The 26599-nt window shown below is 71.9% G+C and carries 25 protein-coding genes; 16 read left to right on the top strand and 9 right to left on the bottom strand.

Features of this window, described 5'->3' with window-relative positions; translation table 11 throughout:
• Positions 1-87: 87 nt before the first annotated feature.
• The 8 genes from mshD to pstB all read left to right on the top strand — a co-directional run bounded on the left by mshD (position 88) and on the right by pstB (position 9858).
• Positions 88-1065, top strand: coding sequence for a mycothiol synthase (gene mshD / locus ACFP3U_RS29320; RefSeq protein WP_380228727.1), 978 nt, complete (start codon positions 88-90; stop codon positions 1063-1065).
• A gap of 392 nt (positions 1066-1457) precedes the next feature.
• Entirely contained in the window at positions 1458-3629 is a 2172-nt protein-coding gene (locus ACFP3U_RS29315; protein ID WP_380228732.1) for an RNA degradosome polyphosphate kinase, read from the top strand.
• A 240-nt stretch (positions 3630-3869) separates the two neighbouring features.
• The gene (locus ACFP3U_RS29310; protein ID WP_380228726.1) at positions 3870-4955 is read left to right on the top strand and encodes a CHAD domain-containing protein; all 1086 of its coding nucleotides are present in this window, start codon (positions 3870-3872) and stop codon (positions 4953-4955) included.
• Position 4956: 1 nt separating this feature from the next.
• Positions 4957-5454, top strand: coding sequence for an NUDIX hydrolase (locus ACFP3U_RS29305; protein WP_380228725.1), 498 nt, complete (start codon positions 4957-4959; stop codon positions 5452-5454).
• A 254-nt stretch (positions 5455-5708) separates the two neighbouring features.
• Positions 5709-6845: a phosphate ABC transporter substrate-binding protein PstS gene (pstS, locus tag ACFP3U_RS29300; RefSeq protein WP_380228724.1), complete on the top strand. Its 1137-nt coding sequence runs from the start codon at positions 5709-5711 to the stop codon at positions 6843-6845.
• A 150-nt stretch (positions 6846-6995) separates the two neighbouring features.
• Complete coding sequence (gene pstC / locus ACFP3U_RS29295; protein ID WP_380228723.1) at positions 6996-7967, top strand: phosphate ABC transporter permease subunit PstC; 972 nt, start codon at positions 6996-6998, stop codon at positions 7965-7967.
• The gene (gene pstA / locus ACFP3U_RS29290; protein ID WP_380228722.1) at positions 7964-9040 is read left to right on the top strand and encodes a phosphate ABC transporter permease PstA; all 1077 of its coding nucleotides are present in this window, start codon (positions 7964-7966) and stop codon (positions 9038-9040) included. The genes pstC and pstA overlap by 4 nt, the downstream gene beginning before the upstream one ends.
• A gap of 41 nt (positions 9041-9081) precedes the next feature.
• Complete coding sequence (gene pstB, locus ACFP3U_RS29285) at positions 9082-9858, top strand: phosphate ABC transporter ATP-binding protein PstB (RefSeq protein ID WP_380228721.1); 777 nt, start codon at positions 9082-9084, stop codon at positions 9856-9858.
• Positions 9859-10026: 168 nt separating this feature from the next.
• On the opposite strand, the gene ACFP3U_RS29280 is transcribed toward pstB, so the two are convergent.
• Together ACFP3U_RS29280 and ACFP3U_RS29275 are read right to left on the bottom strand one after the other, a co-directional pair.
• Positions 10027-11025, bottom strand: coding sequence for an inorganic phosphate transporter (locus tag ACFP3U_RS29280; protein WP_380228720.1), 999 nt, complete (start codon positions 11023-11025; stop codon positions 10027-10029).
• 5 nt (positions 11026-11030) lie between these two features.
• On the bottom strand, positions 11031-11651 hold the full coding sequence (locus ACFP3U_RS29275; protein WP_380228719.1) for a DUF47 domain-containing protein: 621 nt from the start codon (positions 11649-11651) through the stop codon (positions 11031-11033).
• 350 nt (positions 11652-12001) lie between these two features.
• Here ACFP3U_RS29275 and ACFP3U_RS29270 point away from each other — a divergent pair, with 350 nt between their 5' ends.
• On the top strand, positions 12002-12400 hold the full coding sequence (locus tag ACFP3U_RS29270; protein ID WP_380228718.1) for a metal-sensitive transcriptional regulator: 399 nt from the start codon (positions 12002-12004) through the stop codon (positions 12398-12400).
• A gap of 76 nt (positions 12401-12476) precedes the next feature.
• Here the strand turns inward: ACFP3U_RS29270 and ACFP3U_RS29265 are convergent, their stop codons facing one another.
• Both ACFP3U_RS29265 and ACFP3U_RS29260 read right to left on the bottom strand, forming a co-directional pair.
• Entirely contained in the window at positions 12477-12668 is a 192-nt protein-coding gene (locus ACFP3U_RS29265; RefSeq protein WP_380228731.1) for a hypothetical protein, read from the bottom strand.
• Between the two features lie 203 nt (positions 12669-12871).
• Positions 12872-13762 (bottom strand): SCO4651 family lipoprotein, encoded by an 891-nt coding sequence (locus ACFP3U_RS29260; protein ID WP_380228717.1) that lies wholly within the window; start codon positions 13760-13762, stop codon positions 12872-12874.
• Positions 13763-13927: 165 nt separating this feature from the next.
• Here ACFP3U_RS29260 and ACFP3U_RS29255 point away from each other — a divergent pair, with 165 nt between their 5' ends.
• Entirely contained in the window at positions 13928-14119 is a 192-nt protein-coding gene (locus ACFP3U_RS29255; protein ID WP_380228716.1) for a hypothetical protein, read from the top strand.
• A gap of 14 nt (positions 14120-14133) precedes the next feature.
• Here the strand turns inward: ACFP3U_RS29255 and ACFP3U_RS29250 are convergent, their stop codons facing one another.
• Positions 14134-14871, bottom strand: a complete 738-nt coding sequence (locus ACFP3U_RS29250) for a phosphatase PAP2 family protein (RefSeq protein ID WP_380228715.1) — start codon at positions 14869-14871, stop codon at positions 14134-14136.
• 195 nt (positions 14872-15066) lie between these two features.
• A complete protein-coding gene (locus tag ACFP3U_RS29245; RefSeq protein ID WP_380228730.1) occupies positions 15067-16236 on the bottom strand; it encodes a C40 family peptidase in 1170 nt (389 codons plus the stop codon).
• A 248-nt stretch (positions 16237-16484) separates the two neighbouring features.
• Here ACFP3U_RS29245 and ACFP3U_RS29240 point away from each other — a divergent pair, with 248 nt between their 5' ends.
• The gene (locus tag ACFP3U_RS29240) at positions 16485-16835 is read left to right on the top strand and encodes a hypothetical protein (RefSeq protein ID WP_363555486.1); all 351 of its coding nucleotides are present in this window, start codon (positions 16485-16487) and stop codon (positions 16833-16835) included.
• Positions 16836-17106: 271 nt separating this feature from the next.
• A complete protein-coding gene (locus ACFP3U_RS29235) occupies positions 17107-17937 on the top strand; it encodes a hypothetical protein (RefSeq protein WP_380228714.1) in 831 nt (276 codons plus the stop codon).
• Positions 17938-18123: 186 nt separating this feature from the next.
• Here ACFP3U_RS29235 and ACFP3U_RS29230 read toward each other — a convergent pair whose 3' ends face one another.
• Positions 18124-18288 (bottom strand): hypothetical protein, encoded by a 165-nt coding sequence (locus tag ACFP3U_RS29230; RefSeq protein WP_380228713.1) that lies wholly within the window; start codon positions 18286-18288, stop codon positions 18124-18126.
• On the opposite strand from ACFP3U_RS29230, the gene ACFP3U_RS29225 reads away from it, so the two are divergent.
• The 4 genes from ACFP3U_RS29225 (at position 18278) to ACFP3U_RS29210 (ending at position 24243) form a co-directional block, all read left to right on the top strand.
• Positions 18278-19225 carry a hypothetical protein gene (locus tag ACFP3U_RS29225; RefSeq protein WP_380228712.1) on the top strand — a complete coding sequence of 316 codons (948 nt, stop codon included), beginning with the start codon at positions 18278-18280 and terminating at the stop codon, positions 19223-19225. The two genes, ACFP3U_RS29230 and ACFP3U_RS29225, sit on opposite strands and share 11 nt — an antisense overlap.
• A gap of 7 nt (positions 19226-19232) precedes the next feature.
• Positions 19233-20822 (top strand): SCO6880 family protein, encoded by a 1590-nt coding sequence (locus ACFP3U_RS29220; RefSeq protein WP_380228711.1) that lies wholly within the window; start codon positions 19233-19235, stop codon positions 20820-20822.
• A gap of 38 nt (positions 20823-20860) precedes the next feature.
• Positions 20861-22210 (top strand): ATP-binding protein, encoded by a 1350-nt coding sequence (locus ACFP3U_RS29215; protein ID WP_380228710.1) that lies wholly within the window; start codon positions 20861-20863, stop codon positions 22208-22210.
• 242 nt (positions 22211-22452) lie between these two features.
• On the top strand, positions 22453-24243 hold the full coding sequence (locus ACFP3U_RS29210) for a bifunctional metallophosphatase/5'-nucleotidase (protein ID WP_380228709.1): 1791 nt from the start codon (positions 22453-22455) through the stop codon (positions 24241-24243).
• 75 nt (positions 24244-24318) lie between these two features.
• Here ACFP3U_RS29210 and ACFP3U_RS29205 read toward each other — a convergent pair whose 3' ends face one another.
• Both ACFP3U_RS29205 and ACFP3U_RS29200 read right to left on the bottom strand, forming a co-directional pair.
• Complete coding sequence (locus tag ACFP3U_RS29205) at positions 24319-25815, bottom strand: sensor histidine kinase (protein WP_380228708.1); 1497 nt, start codon at positions 25813-25815, stop codon at positions 24319-24321.
• Positions 25812-26588 carry a response regulator transcription factor gene (locus ACFP3U_RS29200; RefSeq protein WP_380228707.1) on the bottom strand — a complete coding sequence of 259 codons (777 nt, stop codon included), beginning with the start codon at positions 26586-26588 and terminating at the stop codon, positions 25812-25814. Before ACFP3U_RS29200 ends, ACFP3U_RS29205 begins: the two co-directional genes overlap by 4 nt.
• Positions 26589-26599 lie beyond the last annotated feature (11 nt).

Here is a 26599-nt window from a genome sequence, read left to right as displayed (position 1 = left end):
GGACGCCGCCGAACAATCATTCCAAAGAACCCCCGCCGGATCTCCGGCGGGGGTTCTTTGCGTTGTCCGTTGACGTATCGTCAGGGCATGGACGATGGAACGGCAACAACCGGCGACGAGACCACGGTCCTCGCCTCCGACGTACTGCGGCCGGCACAGCGGGACGCGGCCCTGCGGGTGCTGACGGACGCCCAGGCCGTGGACGGCCGGGCCGCCGTGTCCGAGCAGGGACGGCTCCGCCTGCGCTCCTCGGAGACGGCGCGCGCCGGGGTGACCCACTTCCTCGCACTCACCGGCACCGCCACCGGCGTCGTCGGCTACGGCCAGCTGGAGGTGCCCGAGAGCGCTGCCGCCAACCCGGCCGCCGAGCTCGTCGTCGCCCCGGCGGACCGGGGCTGCGGCTTCGGCCGGCCGCTGGTGGACGCCGTACTGGCCGAGGCCCGGAAGGCCGGCCGGGAGCACGTCGACTTCTGGGTGCACGGCGGTCACCCGGCGGCCCGGCACCTGGCCGAGGCGTTCGGCGCCGAGCTGGTCCGTGAGCTGCGGCAGATGCGCCGCACCGGGTCGCAGACCGAGGAGGCCCCGCTCCCCGAGGGGATCGAGCTGCGGACCTTCCGGCCCGGCGAGGACGACGCCGAGTGGCTCCGGTTGAACGCGCTCGCCTTCGCCCACCACCCCGAGCAGGGTGCCTGGACCGAGCGGGACCTGGCCGACCGGCTGGCCGAGCCCTGGTTCGACCCGGCCGGCTTCTTCCTCGCCACCCGGGGCGGCCGGCTGGTCGGCTTCCACTGGACGAAGGTGCACCCGGCGAGCGCGACCGAGCCGGCCCTCGGCGAGGTGTACGTGGTCGGCGTCGACCCGGCGGAGCAGGGGAGCGGGCTCGGCCGGGCGCTGACCGCCGCCGGACTGCGTCACCTGACCGGACGCGACGCCGCCGCCGGCGAGCGCGGCCTGGAGACCGTGCTGCTGTACGTCGACGCGGACAATCCGGCCGCCGTGCGGGTGTACGAGCGGCTGGGATTCACCGTCCACGAAGTCGACCTGATGTACCGCACCGCGGCATAGCCGGTCCGCCCCCGGTTCGCCCCCGTTTCGACCCTGCTCAGCATCCCCTCTCCACACCCCTTTTTCGCGGTGACCGAGAGTGACGGCGAGGATCGGGCTCCCCGGCGCCGCCTAGCGGAGGGAACGGGGCCGCGGCAACGGTTGTGCGCCGGGTGCTGCGGCCCCGACCACCTCAGCTTTCCTCCTGGCCATGCGGTGTTTACCGTGGATTCAATCAAGGCCGCGAAGATCACAGGATGAAGTCCGTAGTGTCTCGCTCGCGCAGCGTCGGCCACCACGTGGCCGCTGCTGTGGCGGCCGCGCCGGGTGGGTGGGCGTGGGCGGTGGGCGAGGGCGACGGTCCGAAGAGCATTTCGCGTCCGGACGCCGTCCTGCTGGAGGAGCTGGAGCCCATGAGCATCCCCCGCCCCGTCCCTGCCCCCCCACCCGCGCGGCTGTCCAGCGCGCTGGGGATTCCGCCGGAGCCGACCTCCGCCGACGAGCAGGATTTCGAGGAGTTGCCGCAAGGCCGGTTCCTGGACCGCGAGCGCAGCTGGCTCGCGTTCAACGAGCGGGTCCTGGAGCTCGCGGAGGACCCGGGGATCCCGCTGCTGGAGCGTACGAAGTTCCTGGCGATCTTCGCGAGCAACCTCGACGAGTTCTTCATGGTCCGGGTGGCCGGCCTCAAGCGCCGGATCGCCACCGGGGTGGCCCAGCGCAGTGCGTCGGGCCTCCAGCCGCGCGAGGTGCTGGACCTCATCTGGACCCGTTCGCGCGAGCTGATGGCCCGCCATGCCGCCGCGTTCCAGCAGGAGGTGCTGCCGGACCTCGCGGCTGCGGGCATCGAGGTGGTCCGCTGGTCCGAGCTGGCCGAGAAGGAGCAGGCGCGGCTGCACACCCTGTTCCGGCAGAAGATCTTCCCGGTCCTCACCCCGCTGGCGGTGGACCCGGCGCACCCCTTCCCGTACATCTCGGGGCTCTCCCTCAACCTGGCCGTCGTCGTGCGCAACCCGGTGTCCGGGCACAAGCACTTCGCCCGGGTGAAGGTGCCGCAGTCGCTCGCGCGCTTCCTGGAGGCCTCCCCGCAGCGGTACGTGCCGCTGGAGGACGTCATGGGGGCGCACCTGGAGGAGCTCTTCCCCGGCATGGAGGTGCTCGCCCACCACGCCTTCCGGGTCACCCGCAACGAGGACCTGGAGGTCGAGGAGGACGACACCGAGAACATCCTCAAGGCCCTGGAGAAGGAGCTGATGCGGCGGCGCTTCGGCCCGCCGGTGCGGCTGGAGGTCGAGGAGTCGATCGACCCCTACATCCTGGACCTGCTGGTGCGGGAGCTGAACATCACCGAGGCGGAGGTCTTCCCGCTGCCCGGCCCGCTCGACCTGACCGGGCTGTTCGGCATCGCGGGGCTGGACCGGCCGGAGCTGAAGTACCCGAAGTTCGTGGCGGGCACCGCGCGCGGCCTGACCGACGTCGAGTCGGCCTCGCAGCCGGACATCTTCGCCGCGATGCGCGAGCGGGACGTGCTGCTGCACCACCCGTACGACAGCTTCTCGACCTCGGTGCAGGCCTTCCTGGAGCAGGCCGCGGCCGACCCGGACGTGCTGGCGATCAAGCAGACGCTGTACCGGACCTCCGGCGACTCGCCGATCGTCGACGCGCTGATCGACGCGGCGGAGTCCGGCAAGCAGGTGCTGGTCCTGGTCGAGATCAAGGCGCGCTTCGACGAGCAGGCCAACATCAAGTGGGCCCGCAAGCTGGAGGAGTCCGGCTGCCACGTGGTGTACGGCCTGGTCGGGCTGAAGACGCACTGCAAGCTGTCGCTGGTGGTCCGGCAGGAGGGTGACACCCTGCGCCGCTACTCGCACGTCGGCACGGGCAACTACCACCCGAAGACGGCCCGGCTGTACGAGGACCTCGGTCTGCTGACCTCGGACCCGCAGGTCGGCGCGGACCTCTCGGACCTCTTCAACCGGCTCTCCGGCTACTCGCGCCGCGAGTCCTACCGCCGGCTGCTGACCGCGCCGCGCGGACTGCGGGACGGCCTGGTGGGGCGGATCCACAACGAGATCGCCAACCACCGGGCCGGGCGTCCGGCGCACGTGAAGCTCAAGGTCAACTCGATCGTCGACGAGGCCGTGATCGACGCGCTGTACCGGGCCTCGCAGGCCGGGGTGCCGGTGGACGTGTGGGTGCGCGGCATCTGCGCGATCCGGCCGGGGGTGCCGGGGCTGAGCGAGAACGTCCGGGTGCGCAGCATCCTGGGGCGCTTCCTGGAGCACTCGCGGATCTTCGTCTTCGGCAACAACGGCGATCCGGAGGTGTGGATCGGCAGCGCCGACATGATGCACCGCAATCTGGACCGGCGGATCGAGGCGCTGCTGCGGATCACCGACCCGGCGCACCGGGCCGAGCTGTCCGGGCTGCTGGACCTGGGGATGTCGGACGAGACGGAGTCCTGGCACCTGGGGGCGGACGGGTCGTGGACCTGGCACGCCCAGGGGGTCGACGGCAAGCAGCTGCGACATGTCCAGGACCTGCTCATCGACTCGCGTCAGCGTCGTCGGGCCGCCACGGGCCGATGACGGCCGGTCGCCACCCCGACCCCGCTGACGGCGGACGCGACGGCGTGAGCCGCGCCGCCGCGCGGCGGGCCCGCACCGCACCGTTCGGTGCGGGTCACGCCGCCGGGGGACACGACGGCACGAGACTCGACGACGCGACCGCGCGACCCACCGACGTGAGCTGCTGAGCGGCAGGGACCCGCTGAGCGGTCGGCCACCAGCCCCGGGGACGGCCCCGGGGGAACGGGGATCTACCTAGTCATGACCGATGCGCCGATGACGGCCCCGGCGACCGCGACCGCGACCGCCGGGGACATCCTCTCCAGCCATCTCACCGCCCTGGCGGGCGCGTTCCTGCGCGCCCTGCCGCTGGCGGTGGGCGAGGTCGGCGCGAGACCGGGGGCGGCCGTCGTCCCGTCCGCCGGGACGGGGGACCTGCTGCGGGCGGTGCGGCGGGTCGGCGGTCTGCTGCACACCTTCGGCGCGTCCTTCGAGCCGGGCTGGGTGCAGGAGTCGCGGACCGAGCTGGGGTGGCTGTTGAACCTGCTGGAGCTGGAGCCGGGGTTGATACGGCGGGCGGCCCGGCTGCTGGGCGCGCTGGACGGGCTGAGCGGCAGCGAGACGGAGGGGCCGGGCATGCTGGCCGGCCACGCGGGGGCGCCGAAGGCGCGGGCCCTGCTGGACCGGCAGCTGACCCTGGCCCGGACCAGGGCGCACTCGACGGTGCTGCAGGAGCTGCGTTCGGCGCGGCTGCACGCCCTGGCGGACCGGATGACGCTGCTGGTGGCGGAGGCGCCGCTGGCGAAGCCGGCGGAGGGCCGGGCCGCCGCGGTGCTGCTGCCGCAGGCGGCGGCCGCGTTCGGGTCGCTGGCGGCGAGCACGCAGCTGCTGCCGTTGCAGCGGGCGGCCACGCCGTACGGCGGGCACGGACTGCGCCGGCTGGGGGCGCTGCCGAGCCCCCGGGGTGAGCTGGACGCGGACGCGGCGCTGGCCGCGGACGACGCGCCGTGGCACCGGACGCGGGTGCTGGTGAAGCGGGCCCGGTACGCGTTGGAGGTGTGCGGTCGGCCGTCGGCGGTGCTGGACGACCTGGACCAGGTGCTGCTGCGGCACCAGGAGGCGTCGGAGGCGGCGGTGACGGCGGCGACGGCGGCGCGCACGCCGCGGATCACCCCGGCGACGGCGTACGTGCTGGGGGTGGTGCACGCCGATCAGCGGCTGGAGGTGCAGGCGGCGCGGTACGCCTTCGGGCGGCGGTGGCCGGAGCTGCCGCCGGGCGCGGAGGCCTGGCTGGAGCTGCCGCCGGCCGAGGGCTGGGGGTCGGCGCCGGAATCGCGGACGGCCTGAGATGGGGGGTCGGCCGGTGCGGGCGGACCGGTGGCTGCCCGGTGCCCGGGGGCCGGTGGTGCTGGCGGCCGGGGCGGTGCTCTGGCTGCCCGGGCGGCCGAAGCGGAGCGGGCGGCTGGGCCGGCCGCGGATCGCGGTGATCCACCGGCCGAAGTACGACGACTGGAGCCTGCCGAAGGGGAAGCTGGACCCGGGGGAGAGCGTGGTCGAGGCGGCGCTGCGCGAGGTGCGGGAGGAGACGGGGTTCTCCTGCGTGCTGGGGGCCGAGCTGCCGACCCAGCACTACATGGCGCAGGGGCGGCCGAAGGAGGTCCGGTACTGGGCGGCGGTGCCGACGGCGGGGGCGTTCCGGCCGAACCGGGAGGTGGACCGGTTGGAGTGGCTGCCGGCCGGCAAGGCGCGGGCGCGGTTGACCCGCGAGCAGGACCGGTTGCTGGTGGACGCGCTGCTGGAGCTGCTGGGGGCGCGACCGGTGCGGTTGCGGGGCCCGGAGTCGTGACGGAAGAGTGGAAGTGATCGCGTCGCGCTCTTGCCGTGACGCAACCGTTACTACCTGACGTAGTTTCCTGTCATCCGTTCGAGGTTCACTCGCCGTTCACTTACGTCCGGCTGACGCGTCACCTACCCGGCTTACTTTCGGTACCACCGGCGGGCCGAACGGGCCCCGGATCTCAGCAAAACCCGCGCTCCGTGGTGTTCGACAGTGGTTCGACACGACTCGCGCGCCGGGCAATGCCACAGAAAGGGACACCTGTGAAGCTCCAGCGGAACGGCCGCTCCAAGGCCCTCGCGATCGGTGCCATGGCGCTCGTCAGCTCGCTGTCGCTCGCCGCCTGCGGTTCGGACGAGAACAACACCAGCGCGTCCGGCGGCTCCAGTGGCTCCGCCCCCGCCGCCGCGGCGATCGCCTGTGGCTCGAAGCCCGCCGCCCTGGTCGCCGCGGGCTCCACCGCCCAGGGCAACGCGATCGACATCCTGAAGAACAACTTCGAGGCGGCCTGCAAGGGCGCCACGATCAACTACGGTGGCGGCGGCTCCGGTGCCGGTGTCCAGCAGTTCAACCAGGGCAAGATCCAGTTCGCCGGCTCGGACTCGGCGCTGAAGCCGGCCGAGGTCGAGGCCAGCAAGGCCGTCTGCACCGGTGGCCAGGGCATCAACCTGCCGGTCGTCGCGGGCCTGATCTCGATCGTCTTCAACGTCGAGGGTGTCGACAACCTCGTCCTGGACGCCCCGACCATCGCGAAGATCTTCGACTCGCAGATCACCAAGTGGAACGACCCGGCGATCGTCGCGCTGAACCCGAGCGCCAAGCTGCCGGACGCCGACATCCAGGCCTTCCACCGCACGGACGACTCGGGCACCACCGACAACCTGACCAAGTACTTCGCCAAGGCCTCGGGCGGCGCCTGGCCCTACCCGGCCAGCAAGGCCTGGGCGGGCAAGGGCGGCCAGGGCGCCAACGGCTCGGCCGGTGTCGCGGCCCAGGTGAAGCAGGTCAAGAACTCGATCAGCTACGCCGAGCTCTCCTTCGCGCAGACCAACAACCTGAAGAGCGCCGCCATCAACACCGGTGCCGCCAAGCCGGTCGAGGCCACCGCCGCCAACGCCGCCAACACCTTCGCCAAGGCGCAGGTCGCCGGCACCGGCAGCGACCTGGCGCTGACGCTCGACTACGCGACCAAGGACGAGGGCTCGTACCCGCTGGTCCTGGTCACCTACGAGATCGTCTGCGACAAGGGCAACAAGGCCGACACGGTCGACACCCTGAAGGCCTTCCTGGCCTACAGCGCCAGCGACGCGGGCCAGAAGGCGATCGGCGACGGCGGCTACGTCCCGCTGCCGAAGTCGCTGACCGACAAGGTCAACGGCGTGATCACGGCCCTCGCCTGATCCAGTACGACCTCCACCGGGGCGGCCTCGTGAACGAGGGGGGCCGGGGCCGCCCCCCGGGGGGGAATCGACGACCACCGCACCACGTCCGGGGCACCGCCGCCATGGTGCCGCCCCCTCGGGGCAGCGCCACCAGACCGGAGTAGACCAATGACTTCAAACACCCCTGCCGCCCCGCGGGGCAGGGAACGCCGCCGGCGCGACAGCCGGGTCGGCGACAAGATCTTCATGAACCTGTCCCGCGGGTCGGGCATCCTGCTGCTGGTGGTCATGGCCGCCATCGCGGGCTTCCTGACCTGGCGCTCGGGCATCGCCCTGAGCAAGAACGAGGGCAACTTCCTCACCACCTTCGAGTGGACGCCGGACGCCCCGAAGCCGGTCTTCGGCATCGCCGTCCTGGCGTTCGGCACCATCGTCAGCGCGCTGATCGCGATGGTGATCGCCGTCCCGGTGGCCATCGGGATCGCGCTGTTCATCTCGCACTACGCGCCGCGCCGGATCGCCCAGCCCTTCGCCTACCTGGTGGACCTGCTGGCGGCCGTGCCCAGCATCATCTACGGCCTGTGGGGCGCGCTCTTCCTGGTGCCGCACCTCAGCGGCCTGAACAGCTGGCTGGACGAGTACCTCGGCTGGACGTACGTCTTCGACCAGTCCCGGGTCGGCACCACGCCGCGCAACCTGTTCACGGTCGGCATCCTGCTGGCGATCATGATCCTGCCGATCATCACCGCGGTCAGCCGTGAGGTCTTCCGGCAGGTGCCGCGGATGCACGAGGAGGCGGCGCTCGCGCTCGGCGCGACCCGCTGGGAGATGATCCGCACCGCGGTGCTGCCGTTCGGCCGCCCCGGCATCATCTCGGCCTCGATGCTCGGCCTCGGCCGCGCGCTCGGCGAGACCATCGCGGTCGCCGTCGTGCTCTCCTCCAACAACGTCCTCTCGCTGCACGTGCTCGACCCGGGCGGCGGCACCTTCGCGCAGAACATCGCGCTGAAGTTCAACGAGGCCCAGCCCTTCGGCCGGGACGCGCTGATGGCCTCCGGCCTGGTCCTGTTCGTGATCACCCTGCTGGTGAACGGTGCCGCGCGGCTGATCGTCGCCCGCCGCAAGGAGTACTCCGCATGAGCGCCGCGACCACGTCCGTCCCGGCGGACGCCCGCCCGGTCGGCCGCACGCTGACCGCCAACCGGCTGCCCAAGTGGGCCCCGCCCGCCGTCGCCGCCGGCTCGATCGCCCTCGGCTGCGGCATCGGCGCCGTCGGCGGCCTGGAGAGCAAGCTCCAGTGGGGCCTGATCTCCGCGATCCTCTTCATGGTCATCAGCTATGTGCTCGCGGCCCAGGTCGAGGGCCGCCGGCAGGCCAAGGACCGGCTCGCCACCTCGGTGGTCTGGGTCGCCTTCATCCTGGCCGTCGTCCCGCTGCTCGCGCTGACCGTCTACACGGTCCAGAAGGGCATCGGCGTCGTGGACGGCAACTTCCTGTCGCACTCCATGATGGGCGTGCGCTCCGCGGGTCCCGGCGGCGGTATCTACCACGCGCTGATCGGCACCCTGGAGCAGGTCCTGCTGGCCACCCTGATGGCCGCCCCGATCGGTCTGCTGACCGCCGTCTACCTGGTCGAGTACGGCCGCGGCACGCTCGCCAAGGCGGTCACCTTCTTCGTCGACGTCATGACGGGTGTCCCGTCGATCGTCGCCGGTCTGTTCGTCCTGTCCCTGTGGAACCTCGCCCTCGGCTTCAACTACTCCGGCTTCTCGGGCAGCCTCGCGCTGGCGATCCTGATGATGCCGGTCGTGGTCCGCTCCACCGAGGAGATGCTCAAGCTCGTCCCGAACGAGCTGCGCGAGGCGTCGTACGCGCTCGGCGTGCCGAAGTGGAAGACCATCCTGCGGATCGTCCTCCCCACCGCCATCGGCGGCATCACCACCGGTGTGATGCTCGCGGTCGCCCGCATCACGGGTGAGACCGCCCCGGTGATGATGCTGGTCTTCGGCGCCGCCTACATCAACAACAACCCGTTCGACGGACCGCAGCAGTCGCTGCCGATGTACATCTGGCAGCAGTACGCCGTGGTGAACAACGACTACGGCTACGCCCGCGCCTGGGGTGCCGCGCTCGTGCTGATCGCCTTCGTGATGGGGCTCAACCTCATCGCCCGGGGCATCGCCCGCTGGCGCTCGCCCAAGGCCGGACACTGAGCGACCGACTGACGTACGACGAAGACTGAGAGAAGACGATCATGGCCAAGCGCATCGACGTCAGCGGACTGTCCGCCTACTACGGCTCCACCAAGGCCATCGAGGACATCTCGATGGCGATCGAACCCCGCTCGGTGACGGCCTTCATCGGCCCCTCCGGCTGTGGCAAGTCCACCTTCCTGCGGACCCTCAACCGGATGCACGAGGTGATCCCCAACGCCCGCGTCGAGGGCAAGGTGCTCCTGGACGACGAGAACCTGTACGCCTCCAGCGTCGACCCGGTCGCCGTCCGCCGCTCGATCGGCATGGTCTTCCAGCGCCCGAACCCGTTCCCGACCATGTCGATCTACGACAACGTGGTCGCCGGCCTGAAGCTCGCGGGTGTGCGCAAGAAGTCCGTGCTGGACGACAAGGTGGAGAAGTCCCTCCAGGGCGCCAACCTCTGGAACGAGGTCAAGGACCGGCTGAACAAGCCGGGCGCCGGCCTCTCCGGCGGCCAGCAGCAGCGCCTCTGCATCGCCCGCGCCATCGCGGTCGAGCCGCAGGTCCTGCTGATGGACGAGCCCTGCTCCGCCCTCGACCCGATCTCGACCCTCGCCATCGAGGACCTGATCGGCGAGCTGAAGTCGCAGTTCACCATCGTCATCGTGACCCACAACATGCAGCAGGCGGCCCGCGTCAGCGACCGCACCGCCTTCTTCAACCTGGCCGGTGTCGGCCAGCCGGGCAAGCTGATCGAGCTCGACGACACCCAGCGGATCTTCTCCAACCCGTCCGTGCAGGCGACGGAGGACTACATCTCCGGCCGCTTCGGCTGATCGGTCCCGCCGCTGCCGCTGCCGCCGGCGGTCGCGAGCGGTGAGGCACAGAGCTGCTCCGTGGTGCTGCATGGCGGTGCCGCCGCGGAGCATGAAAGGGCCCGCCCCCCGAGATGTGGGGGGCGGGCCCGATCGCGTCCGGCCGGGCGTCCGGCCGGCCGGGGCCGGTCAGCCCCAGAACAGGTGGACGAACCAGTACACCAGCGCCGCGACGACGGCGGCCGCCGGCATCGTGATGAACCAGCCGAGCACGATGTTCTTCGCGACGCCCCAGCGCACCGCGCGGAGCCGCTTGGTGGCGCCCGCGCCCATGATCGCAGAGGTGATCACATGGGTGGTGGAGATCGGCGCCTTGAAGACGAACGACGTGATGTACATGACGGCCGAGGCGGTGGCCTCGGCGGCGAAGCCCTGCGGCGGGTCGAGCTCGATGATCTTCCGGCCCAGGGTCCGCATGATCCGCCAGCCGCCCGCGTAGGTGCCCAGCGAGAGCATGGTCGCGCAGGAGATCTTCACCCAGACCGGGATCGGGTCGCCCGGGCTCTCGTGGCCCGAGATGGTGAGGGCCAGGACGACGATGCCCATCGTCTTCTGCGCGTCCTGGAGGCCGTGCGCGAGCGCCATCGCGGCGGCCGAGGCGGTCTGCGCGACCCGGAAGTTGCGCTTGGCCTTGTGCGGGTTGGCCCGGCGGAAGATCCAGAGGATCGCCAGCATCACCAGGAAGCCGCCGACCAGGCCGACCACCGGCGAGACGATCATCGGAATGATGATCTTGTCGATGACCCCGCTCCAGATCACCTCGGTGCCGCCGGCCAGCGCCGCACCGACCATGCCGCCGAACAGCGCGTGCGAGGAGGAGGACGGCAGGCCGAAGTACCAGGTGACGAGGTTCCAGGCGATCGCGCCGACCAGTGCGGCGAACAGGATCGCCATGCCCTGGTTGCCGGTCGGGGTCTCGATGATGCCCTGGGAGACGGTGTGCGCCACCCCGCTGCCCAGGAAGGCGCCGGCCAGGTTCATCACCGCGGCCATCGCCAGCGCCGCCCGGGGCGTCAGCGCCCGGGTGGAGACCGAGGTGGCGATCGCGTTGGCGGAGTCGTGGAAGCCGTTGGTGTAGGTGAAGAAGAACGCAACGCCGATGACGGCGATGAGTGCAGCCATGTCCACGGGGGTCAGGACTCCTTGACCGCGATGGTCTCCACCGTGTTGGCGACGTGCTCGAAGGCGTCCGCGGCCTGTTCGAGGACGTCCACGACCTGCTTGAGCTTGAGCACCTCGATGGCCTCGTACTGGCCGGAGAAGAGGTGGGCGAGCAGCTTGCGGTGGATCTGGTCGGCCTGGTTCTCGAGTCGGTTGACCTCGATCCAGTACTCGGTCAGGTTGGACATGCTCCGCAGGTTCGGCATCGCCGAGGCGGTCAGCTCGGCGGCGCGGGCCAGGACCTCGATCTGCTGCTCGATGCCCTTCGGCAGGGTCTGGATGTCATAGAGGACGACCAGGTCGACCGCCTCCTCCATGAAGTCCATGATGTCGTCCAGCGACGAGGCGAGGTTGTAGATGTCCTCGCGGTCGAAGGGCGTGATGAAGGACGAGTTCAGCTGGTGGAAGATCGCATGGGTGGTGTCGTCTCCGGCGTGCTCGGCGGCGCGCATGCGCTCGACGATCTCCGCGCGGGCCGACACGTCTGATCCCAGCAGTTCCAGCAGGAGCTTCGAGCCCACGACCAGGTTCTCCGCGGCGGCGGCGAACATGTCGTAGAAACTCGTCTCCTTCGGGGTCAGGCTAAAACGCACGGAAATCTCCGATGTGCGGGGTAGGGGACTGAACGATGCTAGGTGCAACCGAGCGCGTTCGCGCAAACGGGGTGGCCGAAGAGGAGCCGGAACCTCCCCTTCCGTTCGGCTGCCGCAGCAGCGGTCCGACCCGCACCACAGCTGCGGGCGCGAGCCCCCAGTCTGACGGAACCTCGCCCGGATCGCCCCTGCCGTGCGGGCGGAACAGCGGGGTGTTCCCCGGACGGGGGAACCGCGGCTGGCGCGTACCCGCACCCGGCCGGCGCCGCCCGAGGAACACCACTGCGGGCCCGGTTGTTGGACACTGGAGGCCGACGCAGCCACCCAGGCACTCAGACGAAGGCGGGCCGATGACCACCACGCAAGCGCGCACCGAGCCGGAGCCGGCGCCCGGGGCGGAACCGCACGGCGAGCACCCGGCCTCCCCGGACGCCGCCACCGCCACCGCCGGTCACGCCGCCCACGGGCCGCACGGGTACAGCGCGCAGAAGGACGCCCACCTCAAGCGGCTGCGCCGGATCGAGGGACAGATCCGCGGCCTCCAGCGGATGGTCGACGAGGACGTCTACTGCATCGACGTGCTCACCCAGGTCTCGGCCGGCACCAAGGCCCTGCAGTCCTTCGCGCTCTCGCTGCTGGAGGAGCACCTGCGGCACTGCGTCGCGGCCGCCGCCGAGGAGGGCGGCGCCGAGCTGGACGCCAAGGTCGCCGAGGCCACCGCGGCGATCGCCCGCCTGCTGCGCAGCTGACCCGGGGCCCGGCGTCGTACGGCAGGCGGGGACCTCAGCCGGGGATCCTCAGCCGGGAGTCCTCAGCCGGGAGTCCTCAGCCCTCCCCGCGTGCCGGTCCGGCGGCCGGACCGCCGTCGGGCCGGTCGAGCAGCACCTCGTCGATCCGCTCGGTCGGCAGCCGGTCGCCGCTGCTGGCCGTGGCGGCGATCATCAGCTCGCCGGCCAGGTCGATCTCGTCGAGGGCCGCGTCGTCGTGGCCGCCGCTGCGGCCGCCCGTGGACGCCATCACCTGCACCACCCCTTCAGCGCCTCGCCAGCCCGGGCGGCAGCCACCCGCGTCCAGCCTAGGCACTTCGGAGCCCGTCCACATGGCACGGACGGGCCATCTCGGCGCCGCCGAAACGGGTGGGATCCGGGACTCCCGGGCCCACCCGGACCGGCGGCCTCCCTCGCCCCCGCGGCGTCCGGCGCCGAGCCGCCCGCGGCGCGCTACTTCGGGCTCTCGCCGGGCTTCATGGCGTAGATGTCCGCGGCCGCCGGCTCGGCGGCCTCCACCGGCGTGCCGAAGTCGCTCAGCGTGGTGGTCGAGACCACCTTCACCTGGTCCTTCGCCTCCTTGGAGCCGGCCACCCCGGCGAAGGTGAAGACCTCGACCACCTTGTGCAGCCGGCCCTGCTCGTCCAGCCAGGCGTCGTAGGGGACCTCCTTCACGGTGAAGGTCTGGGCCCCCATCCGCAGGCCGTCCCCGCCCCGGCCGCCGGTGGCGTCGGCCGCCTTGGCGAGGTCCAGGGTGCCGCGGAAGTGCTTCAGGGCGACCCCGTCGACCGTCTCGGGGCCCACCAGCTCGGCCTTCTGCGCGCCGCGCAGCGCGCCCGCGGCGGAGGCCGGGTCGGTGGCACCGCCGCTGACCAGGTTGCCGTCCGGCAGCTGGCGGACGTCCAGCTTGACCCACTTGCCCTCCGGCACCTTGGCGCCGCTGTTCTGGAGGTAGACGGTGCCGGGCAGCAGCACCTCGACGATCTTGCCGGTGGTCGCCGCGCCCGGCGGCACCTGCACCTCCAGCCGGCCGATCCGCTTCACGTAGTCGTAGCCGCCGGCGCCGGTGAAGACGGCCTTCTTGTCGGCGGACTCGGTCACCAGCTCGGTGGCGGCGTGCGCCGAGCCCGAACGGCCGGTGATGTCGGCGGTACCGCGCACCGCCGTCAGCGGGTCGGCGGCGAGCTGGTCCGGGGCGCCGCTCGCCTGCTGGTCGGCCGAGGCGCTCCCGGCACCGTCCGGCGAGCAGCCGGCCAGTCCGGCCGCCCCGGCCAGGACGGCGGCGAGCAGGGCGGCCCGTGCCGCCCGGCCGACCGTCCGGCCGGTGCGCTGCTGGTCGGTCATCTTCATCCTCGCGAAACCCCCTCGGGCCCGACTGCCCCGCCGGCCACCGTCAGGGGGCGGGCAGAGCTCTTTCCGGGCAAACGAGTTGGGGCGCGAGGGGTTACGCGGGACCAGGCGCGTTCCGCGCCTCGCGCGCCGGTGGCCCGGCGGGTTACCGTGAACCACGTGCACAGTGAGCTACCGGCCGTTACCGGCGCCGTCCGGATGTCCGAGCACCGTGTCGTGATCAGCGAACGCGGCTCCTTCTGCTTCGCGACCTGCACCTGCGGCTGGTTCTCCCCGGCGCGGCGCTCCCGCGACCTCGCCCGCCGCGAGGCCGAGGACCACCTCGCCGACAACGGCGCGGCCCCGGCCTAGGCCCGGCGGAGGTCCTACGCCGCGAGGTCGGACTCGGGCGGCTGCTCCTCGGAGCGGACCGTGCCGCGGGTCCCGCCGCCGCGCCGCCCGCGGCCGCCGCGCCCGGCGCTCCGTCCGTCGCCGCGTTCGCCCCCGCGGCCGGAGCGGATCAGCGGGGCGAGCGGGGTGCGGGCCAGCGCGTGGCAGAGCGGTACGAGCACGGCCATCGCGATCGGCGCCAGCAGCAGCACCACGGCGACCGCGAGCGCGAAGCCGCCGATCACGTCGGTGGGGTAGTGGACGCCCATGTACATCCGGCAGAAGCCCTGCAGCAGGGCCAGGCCGCCGGCGATCCAGCCGAGCCGACGGTTCACCAGGAAGAGCGCCACCGCGATGCCCATCGACATCGTGGAGTGGTCGCTGACGAAGGAGTAGGTGCCGGCCTTGCCCTCGACCAGCACCTCGATGTCGGGGTGGTCCACGAAGGGCCGGGGCCGGTCCACGATCGCCGCGATCGGGAGGTTGGCCAGCTCGGCGATGGCGACCGAGAGCGGGGCCCAGAGCAGCCCGGCGATCGCCACCGGGGCGTCCGGGCGCCGCCGGGCCTGCAGCCAGCCCGTCAGGCCCAGCAGCGCGAGGCCGATCAGGATGCCGTACTCGCCGATCCAGGAGATCAGGTGGTCCAGCGAGGCCGGGGCGCGTTTGGCCAGACCGTTGACGGCGTAGAGCAGTCCGAGGTCGGGGTTGGTCGTGTCGGCAAGCGGCGTCGACACGCCGCACCTCCTTCTGGTCCGCTGCACCTGAACGTTCCGGCCGTGGCCCGTCCGCCGCCGCCCAGGTCAGGGCGGTTGACGGGGAGCCAACGGACACAACGTCATAACCGAGGGGCAGCGTTCCACGGGAACGCGCGGTTATGGAAACTTGACTCAGCGTCCACATCGCGCGCACACCGGGGGGCCGGTCGGGGCTCAGTTCTTTGCAGGGAGTTGACCTGAACCTGTCGGGCGGGTGGCGGCGACCGCGGTGGGCCGGGCGGCCGGGGCCACCTGTGCCGCCGGGGCCACGGGGGCCGTGGGGGCGGGGGTGGTCGGCGCGGCCGGGTCGGCGGGGCGGCTCGGGGCGACCACGCCGCCGTCGGCGTTGCGGGTCGGCAGCGCCTGCGCGGCGTCCGAGGTCACCCGGGTGGCGCCGATGTACTCCCGGGTGTCGATCTTGTCGTAGCGGATCACCGCGCCGGTGTGCGGAGCGTTGATCATGTACCCGCCGCCGACGTAGATGCCCACGTGGTGGATGCTGCGCGGGTCCGACAGGTCGGTCGCCCAGAACACCAGGTCCCCCGGCCGCAGCTGGTCGCGGGACGGGTGCGGCCCCGCGTACCACTGGTCGTTGGCGACCCGGGGCAGGGTGATGCCCACGCTCTCGTACGCCGCCTGGGTGAGCCCGGAGCAGTCGAACCGCCCGTTCTGCGAGGGCAGCCCCTCGCCGCCCCACAGGTACGGGGTGCCGAGCTTGGTCTGCGCGAAGTAGATCGCGCCGGCCGACTGCGCGGACACCGCCACCGGCGCGACCGGGGCGGCGAAGCTGCGGGCCGTCGCCAGGATGTTTCGCACGTACCCCTGGGTCTCCCGGTACGGCGGTACGCCCTGGTACTTCGTCACCGCGCCCGGCCCGGCGTTGTAGGCGGCCAGCATGTTCGACTGGCGGTCGCCCGGGACCTTGCCGACATAGGTGGCGAGCGCACAGTCGAAGGTGGCCGCCGAGGCGATCGCGTCCAGCGGCTCCCAGGGGTCCTTCCGGCCGTCGTTGTTGCCGTCCGTGCCGTACGTCGCCCAGGTGCCCGGCATGAACTGCGCCAATCCCTCCGCCCCGACACCGGAACGGGCCCGCGGGTCGAAACCGCTTTCCTGGTACAACTGCGCCGCGAGCAACGGGGGGGAGAGATCGGGACAGAGCCGGCCCCACTGCTCGATCGGCCCTTGGAACGCGGCCGGAACGGTTCCCGGGGAGAGTCCGGCGGCATTGCCCTGCTGCTGCGGAGTCCCGCTCGCCGCATACGTCCCGACCGTCACCAGCCCGACGAAGCCGGCCAGGACAACTCCCGCAGCAGCGGCGGCCGTAGCGCCCTTCCGGAGTACCATCAGCACCATCCCGACGAATCGTCAGTCGAAGTGTCCCGGAAGGCGTTGCTCACCGCAATCATCAGAGATACAAAGAGTGAGCGCTATCCTTCGTACGGTGGACATCCTCGCGTACGTGTCCGATGCCTCACGACCAATCCGCGAGAAGTAGCCAAGTCGACATCAGATCTGGCCAAGAATAGGTACCGACCCTTCGCGCGGGTGGGGTCTGGGCCCTTGAATTTGCCTGATCGGGCGGTGAGATGGAAATGAACCAGAGCAGCGTGCACAGCATCGCGATCGGCCACCTGGCCGAGGACCCTCCAAAGAAGCCGAATATCGACACCATCATCGGCGGGATCGCCCCGGACTGGGGCCCTTTCGCGAGCCTCGGGTCGGAGGCCCGGGTGATGGTGGAGGTCGTCATGGCCGTGGCGATCCTGGCCTGCCTCGGCATCGCCGTCTGGGGTGCGGCCAAGCAGCGGATCGGTGCCACCGCGATGCGTGACAGCTTCGGCGCCGAACAGGGCAAGGGGCTGATCATCGCCGGCCTGACCGGCGTGTTCATCATTGGATCACTTGGCACTCTGTTCACCATTGTGTACGGCATGGCGATCTGACGATCGGGCAGAACGGACAGTCGGGGCGGAGCGGACGGTGCCCACGGGGCGGACCGTCGTGACGCGCCGGTGGACGGCGCGGCAGCCGTGCCGCTCGACCTGTCCGATCGTCTGACCGTCCGACTGTCGGACTGCCGGACTGTCCGACCGGGCATCCGTGCATGCCCGGAGCCACGCCGGGAATCCATCCACCACCCCTTCCCTCCGCGCCCGCCCACGGCCGGAGGGGCCCCCGGAGCCGCCCCCGGCTCCCCGCACCAGGAGGGCCGCCGTGCCGTTGTCCGACGACCAGCCGCACACCCGAACGCGGCTGCCGGTCGGCGAACAGCCCTCGTCGCAGATGAGCGCCCGTCAGGCGCGCCCGCTGCGCACCCTGCTGACCGTCCTGCTGGTCGTCACCCTGCTCGTCCTGGCGATCTCCGTCGCCAACCGGGGCAAGCCCGACCCCGGGCGCTCCGCCGACCCCGGCCGCTCGGCCGACCGGGCCGGGGCCGCCCCCACCGCCGCCTCCGGCGCGGGACCGGCCCCCAGCGGCGACCAGCCGGTCACCGCCACCGTCAACGGCATCGCCGCGGGCTTCCCGCACACCGACCAGGGTGCCCAGTCCGCCGGCGCCAACTACGCCGTGGCCATCGGCTCTGCCGACATGTTCCGCGCCGACAGCCGCCACACCATCGTCACCACCATCGCCGACCCGGCCACCGCCCAGACCCTCCAGTCCCGCCTGGACCAGGGGTTCTCGCCGGAGACGGCCGCCAGGTTCGGGGTGGACGCGCAGGGTCGCGCTCCGAAGGGGATGACCTTCGTCAGCCGGACCGTGCCGGTGGGGACCAAGAGCAGTGGCTACACGGCCGAGAGCGTGAAGGTCGAGGTCTGGTGCACGGGGCTGTTCGGGATCGCCGGTGAGCGATCCGTCCGGCCCGTCTCGGAGGAGTGGTTCACCGTCACCCTCAGCCTGCGGTGGGTGGGCGAGGACTGGAAACTCACCGACTTCAGCCGGGCCTCGGGCCCGGCACCTGTCCCGCCGGACCAGCAGGCCGCGACCGCGGAGGAGATCACAGGTGCCGTCGAGCAGTTCGGAGGCTTCCGCTATGCGCGCTGACGGTGGCCGGGGATCGATTCCGCGCGCTCTGACGAGGCTCTCGGGTGGCGCTGCTCTGGGCGTGCTGACGGTGGCTCTGACGGCGCACCAGGCTCTCGCCGAGCCATCGCCCACGGCGACCCCTTCCCCCACCCCCACTGCTCCGAACTCGAACTGTCCGGGGATTCCCCTGCCCGGCAGCGACGTCTACTGCGCCCCTGGTGGCGGCGGGGCGTCGCTGCCCGGGAGTGGGACGGTCGGGTCGGTGACGGATCCGTTGGGGTCGTTGGGGAAGGGGTGTGCGCAGGCGGCGGCGTGGGTGGTGCGGAAGTTGTCGGGGGCGATCGACGGGACGACGGAGGTGGACTTCACCAACGCGTCGTTCCTGCAGCAGTACGCGGTGGTGTTCGCCGCGTCGACGATCGTCACGCTGGTGCTCTGGCTGCTCGCGGTGACCAAGCGGGCGGTGCGCGGGGCGCCGCTGACGACGGCGATCTCGGAGGCGATCGGGTTCCTCTGGCTGACCGTGGTGGCGTCGGCGTTCACGCCGCTGATCCTGTACACGGTGGTGAGCGCGACCGACGGGCTGACCAAGGCGATCGCGGTGGGGACGAAGTCGGACACCGGGACGTACCTGGGCGGGTTCGCGGACACCCTGGAGAAGGGTGACATCGGCGGCGGGCCGCTGATCCTGATCATCACCTCGCTGGTGGCCGTGCTGGCCGCGGCGGTGCTCTGGATCGAGCTGCTGATCCGGGCGGCGATGCTGTACGTGGGCGCGCTGCTGGGGACGGCGGTGTACGCGGGGTTGGTGGACAAGCAGCTGTGGAAGCACGTGCGCCGCTGGGCGGGGGTGATGGTGGCGGTGGACCTGGCGAAGCCGATCATCGTGATCATCCTCGGGCTGGCCGGCGCGGTGTCGGCCGGTGCGGGCGCGAGCGACGACTTCGCCCGGGTGCTGTCGGGGCTGGCGATCCTCTTCCTGTCGATCTTCGCGAGCGCCGCGGTCTACCGCTTCGTGCCGGGCTTCGGTGACGAGATGATGAACATGCGCAGCGCCCGGGCGAGCGCGGTGTCCGCCGGCTCAGCGATGATCAACGGGACGGCCAACTTCATGCGGCAGGGCATCAGCACGCACGGCGACCGCGGCCCGGGACAGGGCGGGGGTGGCGGGGGCGGGGGCGCCGGCGGCGGTTCGGTCGCCCCGGGCATCGCGGCCCACGCGGGGCGGACGCCGGCGCCGCCGCCGCAGGCCGGGCCGCCGGCCCAGTCCTCGGTTCCGAACAGCAATCCAGCGAAGGGAGGGTGACGGGTAAGTGAGCAGCGAACCGCTCGGCCAGTACGGCGGCCAGTACGCCCAGCCGTACGTGCACCACCGCCGCACCTACCTGATCGGCAAGGCCCGCCCGAACGCGCCGATCGGCCGGAACCGGGAGTCCGGCGAGATCGTGCTGATCATCTTCGGCGCCTTCCTGGGCATGCTCTGGGGTCTGCTGATGCCGATCCTGCCGTTGCGCATCGCCGGCCTGGTCGGCCTGCCCGCGCTGGCGATCGCGGCGGTGTACGTGCCGTACCGGCGCCGGACGTTCTACCGGTGGGTGGAGATCAACCGCACCTACCGGCGGACGGTCCGCAGCGGCCGGGCGGTGTGGAAGTCGGACGCGGTCGACGCCGGGACGCGGCTGGACGGCCGCGAGGTGGAGATCGGGCCGCCGCCCGGGGTCGGGCGGCTGCGCTGGCTGTCGGCGCCGTTCGGGCCGGACGAGGTCGGGGTGCTGATGCACCTGGAGCGGCGCACGGTGACGGCGGCGATCGAGATCGAGGGCCCGGGTGTCGGGCTGCGCGACTCGGAGGACCAGGAGGCGCTGGTCGACCGGTTCGGGACGCTGCTGAAGCACGTCGCGAACGGGGACGGCTTCGTGACCCGGCTGCAGATCCTCGCCCGGACCCTGCCGGCCGACCCGGACGCGCACGCCAAGGACGTGGAGCGGCGCGGTGACACGGGCGCGCCGCGCTGGCTGAAGGATTCGTACGACCAGCTGCAGTCGATGGTGTCGACCTCGTCCGAGCAGCACCGGGCGTACCTGGTGGCCTGTATGCACTACACCCGGGACCTCGCGGCCGAGGCGCACGCCATGGGGCGTAGCGCCGACGGCAAGGGCGCGGCCGGGCGGCGGGCCCGGGACGACGAGGGGCTGGCCGCGGTGATGGCCCGTGAGCTGACCGACATCTGCGCGCGGCTGGCGGAGGCGGACATCCGGGTGCGCCAGCCGCTGGGCCAGGCGCGGCTCTCCTCGCTGCTGCACTCGATGTACGACCCGGACCACCCGATCGACCACATCCAGGCGATGTCGAGGCGCAACGCCTGGCCGGCCGAGCTGGACGCCACGCACCAGCAGTACCTGCAGGCGAAGACCCGTGAGTCGGCGACCCGGGAGCCGTGGTGCCATGCCACCGCGTGGATCAAGGAGTGGCCGCTGACCCCGGTCGGCGTGAACTTCCTGGCGCCGCTGCTGGTGCACACCCCGGACGTGATCCGGACGGTGGCGGTGACGATGGACCTGGAGCCGACCGACGTCGCCATCGAGCGGATGCTCACCGAGAAGACCAACGACGAGGCGGAGGCCAGCCGCGCCGCCAAGATGAACCGCACGGTCGACCCGCGCGACCTGGCCCACAGCGGCCGGGTGGACCAGCGCGGCGACGACCTGGCGTCCGGCGCGGCCGGCGTCAACCTGGTCGGGTACATCACGGTCTCCTCGCGGAATCCGGAGGCGCTGGCCCGGGACAAGCGGACGATCCGGGCGTCGGCGGGCAAGAGCTATCTGAAGCTGGAGTGGTGCGACCGCGAGCACCACCGCGCGTTCGTCAACACCCTGCCGTTCGCCACCGGTATCCGCCGCTGAGCGGGTCCCGGCCGAGCGACTGATCTGGAGGCCCCCGTATGGCGATCGGCAACCTCACCGACGCGTTCACCAGCCTGATGTTCGGGAAGGTGGAGACCACCCGGCTGCCGGTGCGCACCTCGACCGGGCAGGCGCAGGCGGTGTACCTGCCGACCGCCGCGCCGGGGTTGGGCGACTCCGGGGTGATCATCGGGCGCGAGGTGTACAGCGGCAAGGGATACGTGTACGACCCGTTCCAGCTGTACGGCCAGCAGCTGCCGGCCCCGCACTGGCTGGTGCTGGGGGAGTCCGGCAACGGCAAGTCGGCGCTGGAGAAGACGTACGTGCTGCGCCAGCTGCGGTTCCGGGACCGGCAGGTGGTGGTGCTGGACGCGCAGGGCGAGGACGGGGTCGGCGAGTGGAACCTGATCGCCAACGCGCTGGGCATAAAGTCGATCCGGCTCGACCCGATGGCCGCCCGGGACGGCGGGGTGAAGCTCAACCCGCTGGACCCGGCGATCACCCAGACCGGGCAGCTGTCGCTGCTGCGCACCATCGTCGAGGTGGCGATGGGGCGCGGTCTTGAGGAGCGGGCCGGCTTCGCGCTGAAGGCCGCGCACGCGCACGTGGTGGCGACGGTCCGGGACCGGCAGCCGGTGCTGGACGACATCATCGACACCCTGCGCAGCCCCGAGCTGTCCTCGGTGGAGTCGCTGGGGGTCGCGGTGGACGAGGTGCAGTCCTGGGGCCTGGACGTCGCGCTGGTGCTGGACCGGCTGGTCGACGGTGACCTGCGGGGCATGTTCGACGGGTCGACCACCGACGGCATCGACCTGGACGCGCCGCTGATCGTCTTCGACCTGTCGCACATCGACCGCAACTCGATCGCGATGCCGATCCTGATGGCGATCGTCGGCGTCTGGCTGGAGCACACCTGGATCAGGCCGGACCGCAAGAAGCGGATCTTCCTGGTCGAGGAGGCCTGGCACATCATCAACAGCCCCTTCGTGGCACAGCTGTTCCAGCGGCTGCTGAAGTTCGGCCGCCGGCTGGGCCTGTCCTTCGTGGCGGTGGTGCACCACCTGTCGGACGTGGTGGACGGCGCGGCGGCCAAGGAGGCCTCGGCGATCCTCAAGATGGCCTCCACCCGGACCATCTACATGCAGAAGGCCGAGGAGGCGCGGGCCACCGGGCGGGTGCTGGGTCTGCCGCGCTGGGCCGTGGAGATCATCCCCACACTTTCGCCGGGCATCGCGGTCTGGGACGTCAACGGCAACGTCCAGGTGGTGAAGCACATCATCACCGACGCGGAGCGCCCACTGGTCTACACCGACCGCGCGATGACCGAGGACGCGGTGGCCGAACGGGTCCGGGCCGAGCGGCAGTTGGCGGCCGAGCCGGGCGTCTGAGTCGGGTCGCGACGCGCCCGGGTCCGCCCCGGGCGCCGGCGCCGGTGGTGGTGCGGGGGCGGAGCGGTGCGCAGAGTCCGGCGACGATTCGTCAGCAGGTAACCCCGTCGTTACGTTCAGGGGCCTGACAGCTACGCGCGTTGACCCTAGGCTGCACTCGCGCAACGACACTCGTCTCGCGCGCCCGGGCCTGTCGGCCTGTCCACAGCTGGGCGCTCTCACAGGTGCGGGGGAACCCCTACATGCTCTCCGTCAGAACCCGACGGTCGGCGCTGGCCGTCGTCGCCGCCGCAGGCCTCGTCGGCACGCTGGCCATGCCGTCCGTGGCGCAGGCCGCGACCGCGAAGCCCAAGACCGTCAACCTCCAGTTGCTGGCGATCAACGACCTGCACGGCAACCTGGAGCCCCCGGCCGGCTCCTCGGGCACCATCCGGGAGGTCGACCCGGTCACCGGCCAGGTGGTCAGCACCCCGGCCGGCGGCATCGAGTACCTGGCCACCGCGCTGCGCCAGGCCCGTATCCCCGCCGACGACTCGATCACCGTCGCCGCCGGCGACCTGGTCGGCGCCTCCCCGCTGACCTCGGCGCTGTTCCACGACGAGCCCACCATCGAGGCGCTGGACAAGCTCGGCCTGGACGTGACCTCGGTCGGCAACCACGAGTTCGACGAGGGCTCCGCCGAGCTGCTTCGCCTGCAGGACGGCGGCTGCCACCCGACCGACGGCTGCTACGAGGAGGGGCGCAGGTTCAAGGGCGCCAACTTCAACTACCTGTCGGCCAACGTCACCAACGAGAAGACCGGCAAGCCCCTGCTGGCCCCGTACTGGGTGACCAGGTCGCAGGGCGTGAAGGTCGGCTTCATCGGCGTCACCCTGGAGGGCACGCCGAACATCGTGACCGCCGAGGGCGTCAAGGGCCTCAAGTTCGCCAACGAGGTCGCCACGATCAACCGGTACGCCGCCGAGCTGAAGGCCAAGGGCGTCAACTCGATCGTCGCGCTGATCCACGAGGGCGGTCTGCCGGCCAGCAGCACCTACAACTACGACTGCGGCGCGGCCGGCCAGGGCATCTCCGGCCCGATCGTCGACATCGCCAAGAAGATCGACCCGGCGGTCGGCGCCATCGTCACCGGCCACACCCACAACGCGTACGCCTGCACCATCCCCGACCCGCAGGGCGTGCCGCGTTCGGTGACCAGCGCCGCCTCCTTCGGCCGGCTGTACACCGAGATCGACCTGAAGCTGGACAAGACCACCGGCGCGATCGTCCGCCCGTCGGTCAAGGCCGAGAACCACGTCGTGCGCCGGACCGTCGAGAAGGCGCCGGACATGACGGAGCTGATCTCGCACTACTCCAAGCTGGCCGCGCCGATCGCCAACCGTCCGATCGGCTACATCGCCTCGGACATCAACGGCCGGGGCAACGGCGACCCGGAGAAGCCGCTCGGCGACATCATCGCCGACGCCCAGCAGGCCGGTCTGGCCGCCGCCGACAAGGGCGGCGCGCAGATCGCCTTCATGAACCCCGGCGGCATCCGCTCCGACCTCGTCCACAAGCAGAGCGGTGCCGAGGGCGACGGTGTGGTGACCTACGGCGAGGCGTTCGCCGTCCAGCCGTTCAGCAACATGATGCAGGTCAAGACGCTGACCGGGGACCAGCTGATCCAGCTGCTCCAGCAGCAGGTGAGCGGCTCCAACGAGGCCTCGCCGAAGATCCTGCAGCCGTCCAAGGGCCTCACCTACACCCTGGACATGCGCAACAAGGGCGCCGAGCGGGTCGTCGTCGACTCGATCCGCCTGGGCGGCGCGCCGATCGACCCGGCCGCCAAGTACCGCGTCGCGGCCAACGAGTTCCTGGCCGGCGGCGGCGACGGCTTCCCGGCCTTCGCGGCCGGCACCGAGAAGCTCGTCGGCGCCTCCGACCTGGACGTCTTCAACGCCTACCTGGGTGCCAACAGCTCGGCCGCCGCGCCGCTGAAGGCTCCGGCGCAGGACCGCATCAAGGTCATCGGCCCGGGCGGCGACCTCGACTGAGTCGGTGGTCGCCGGCCGTGAGCCGGCCGGGGCGGGGCGCTGTCGGGGCGCCCCGCCCCTTTTTCGTGCCCCGCCTCAGGTCGGGGTGGGCCCGCCGGGGAGCCGGAGGGTGGCCAGCGCGCCGGGCCCGCCGTCCGCGGCCGGGCCGAGCGACACCTCGCCGCCGGCCTCCCGGACGCTCTGCGCGACGATCGACAACCCGAGCCCGGAGCCGGGGAGTTGACGCGAGGACGGGGAGCGCCAGAACCGGTCGAAGACGTATGGCAGCTCGTCCTGGGGGATCCCGGGACCGTGGTCGCGGACGGTCAGCACGCCCCGGTCGAGCCGGACGGCGATGGTGCCGCCGGGCGGGCTGTACTTGACCGCGTTGTCCAGCAGGTTGATCACCGCGCGCTCCAGGCCGGCGGCGTCGGCGTGCGCGAACCAGGGCGCGGTGGCGGTCTGGAAGACGAGCCCCGGACCGCGCAGCTTGGCGCGTTCGACCGCCCGTTCGACGATCTCGTGCACGGCGACCACGGCGAGCGTGCGTACCGGCTTCGGGGAGTCCGGGCGGGAGAGCTGGAGCAGGTCGCCGATCAGCTCGGTGAGCTCCTGCATCTGGGCCTTCATGTTGCCGAGCATCTTGGTGCGGGTGGCCGGCGGGAGCGGGCGGCCGGTGTCGTCGCTGCGGATCAGCAGGTCGACGTTGGTGCGCAGCGAGGTGAGCGGGGTGCGCAGCTCGTGCCCGGCGTCCGCGATCAGGCGGGTCTGGCGCTCGCGGGAGTTGGCGAGGGCGATGCTCATGGAGTTGAACGAGGTGGAGAGCCGGGCGATCTCGTCCTCGCCGTGTACGGGGATGGTGGTGCCGACCTCCTCGGTGCGGGCGATGTGCTCGACGGCGTCGGTGAGCCGGTCGACGGGCCGGAGCGCGGAGCGGGCGACCAGCCGCCCGGCGAGACCGGCCAGGATGATGCCGCCGAGGGCGACCCCGCCGAGGACGATGGCGAGCCCGTCGAGGGATTCGTCGACCGCCTTGGTGGAGGTGGCGACCATGACCAGGGTGGGCGGGAGGGACTTCGGCTTGGTCCAGGAGACCCGGACGAGCGCGGGCTCGCCGTTGGTGTAGTGGCCCTCACGGATGATGGACTGGTTCGGCTTGAGGGCGAGGACGGCGGTGTCGCCGGGGTCCGGGGCGATGGCCTTGGTGGCCTGCGGCGGCAGGCAGTACAGCGGCGGCTGGCCGGTGATCACGTACTGGGTGTCGCGGGGGGCGGAACCGCCGGCCGGCGGTTGCGGGGCGGTGCTCTGCACCGCCCTGAGTGCGTTCTGCAGGTTGGTGGAGCAGTCGTCGACCTGGGCGGGCGGACCGACCTCCCGCACGTTCTGCAGGTCGCTGCGGACCACGTTGTAGAGCTGCTTCTCCACGATGAACCAGCAGGCGAGCGCCGACAGGGCGATCGCCACCGCGACCGCGGCCGCCGAGAGGAAGGTGAGGCGGGTGCGCAGGGAGCGGGCGCCGTACCAGGCGGAGAGGCGGCCGCGGCGCGGGACGCGCGGCGGGTGGAGCGGGGGCGGTGGGACGACGGGGCTCACGCGCTGGTGCCGGCGGCCGGGCGGAGCGCGTAGCCGACCCCGCGGACGGTCTGGATGAGCCGGGACAGGCCGCCCTGCTCGGTCTTGCGGCGCAGGTACATCACGTACACGTCCAGCGAGTTGGACGAGGGCTCGAAGTCGAAGCCCCAGACCGCCTTGAGGATCTGCTCCCGGGTGAGCACCTGCCGGGGGTGGGCCAGGAACATCTCCAGCAGCATGAACTCGGTGCGGGTGAGTTCGACGGGCCGGCCGGCCCGGGTGACCTCGCGGGTGGCGGTGTTCATCCGCAGGTCCGCGAAGGCGAGGACGTCGGTCTCCTCCTCGACGGCCGCGGCCCGGGCGGCGGCCTCGCCGGCGAGCGCGCTGCGCCGCAGCAGGGCGCGCACCCGGGCGAGCAGCTCGTCGAGTTCGAAGGGCTTGGCGAGGTAGTCGTCGGCGCCGACGTCCAGGCCGGTGACGCGGTCGCCGACGGCGTCGCGGGCGGTGAGCATCAGCACCGGCACGGTGTCGCCGCGCGAGCGCATCCGGCGGACGGCGGTGAGGCCGTCCATCCGGGGCATCATGATGTCGAGCAGGACGAGGTCGGGCCGGTCGCGTTCGACCGACTCGAGGGCCTCGTAGCCGTCGGTGGCGGTGGCGACCTCGTAGCCCTCGAAGGCGAGGCTGCTCTCCAGGGCGTCCCGGAGGGCGGGTTCGTCGTCGACCACGAGGAGCCGGGCGGTGGTCTGCTGCCCGGGCTCGGCGGGGGTGCGGTCGTCGGCGGACGGGGTCATCGGCGGTTGCC

Origin of the sequence: Kitasatospora misakiensis (genome assembly GCF_042656005.1) — a bacterium.
GTDB lineage: Bacteria > Actinomycetota > Actinomycetes > Streptomycetales > Streptomycetaceae > Kitasatospora > Kitasatospora misakiensis.
The sequence above is the reverse complement of the archived record's forward strand: the minus strand, read 5'-3'. Positions and strand labels throughout refer to the sequence as shown.

Coding starts and splice junctions, on each gene's coding strand:
- mshD (WP_380228727.1), top strand. CDS start 88: ATGGACGATGGAACGGCAACAACCGGCGACGAGACCACGGTCCTCGCC.
- ACFP3U_RS29315 (WP_380228732.1), top strand. CDS start 1,458: ATGAGCATCCCCCGCCCCGTCCCTGCCCCCCCACCCGCGCGGCTGTCC.
- ACFP3U_RS29310 (WP_380228726.1), top strand. CDS start 3,870: ATGACCGATGCGCCGATGACGGCCCCGGCGACCGCGACCGCGACCGCC.
- ACFP3U_RS29305 (WP_380228725.1), top strand. CDS start 4,957: ATGGGGGGTCGGCCGGTGCGGGCGGACCGGTGGCTGCCCGGTGCCCGG.
- pstC (WP_380228723.1), top strand. CDS start 6,996: ATGACTTCAAACACCCCTGCCGCCCCGCGGGGCAGGGAACGCCGCCGG.
- pstA (WP_380228722.1), top strand. CDS start 7,964: ATGAGCGCCGCGACCACGTCCGTCCCGGCGGACGCCCGCCCGGTCGGC.
- pstB (WP_380228721.1), top strand. CDS start 9,082: ATGGCCAAGCGCATCGACGTCAGCGGACTGTCCGCCTACTACGGCTCC.
- ACFP3U_RS29270 (WP_380228718.1), top strand. CDS start 12,002: ATGACCACCACGCAAGCGCGCACCGAGCCGGAGCCGGCGCCCGGGGCG.
- ACFP3U_RS29265 (WP_380228731.1), bottom strand. CDS start 12,668: ATGGCGTCCACGGGCGGCCGCAGCGGCGGCCACGACGACGCGGCCCTC.
- ACFP3U_RS29260 (WP_380228717.1), bottom strand. CDS start 13,762: ATGACCGACCAGCAGCGCACCGGCCGGACGGTCGGCCGGGCGGCACGG.
- ACFP3U_RS29245 (WP_380228730.1), bottom strand. CDS start 16,236: ATGGTACTCCGGAAGGGCGCTACGGCCGCCGCTGCTGCGGGAGTTGTC.
- ACFP3U_RS29240 (WP_363555486.1), top strand. CDS start 16,485: ATGAACCAGAGCAGCGTGCACAGCATCGCGATCGGCCACCTGGCCGAG.
- ACFP3U_RS29215 (WP_380228710.1), top strand. CDS start 20,861: ATGGCGATCGGCAACCTCACCGACGCGTTCACCAGCCTGATGTTCGGG.
- ACFP3U_RS29210 (WP_380228709.1), top strand. CDS start 22,453: ATGCTCTCCGTCAGAACCCGACGGTCGGCGCTGGCCGTCGTCGCCGCC.
- ACFP3U_RS29200 (WP_380228707.1), bottom strand. CDS start 26,588: ATGACCCCGTCCGCCGACGACCGCACCCCCGCCGAGCCCGGGCAGCAG.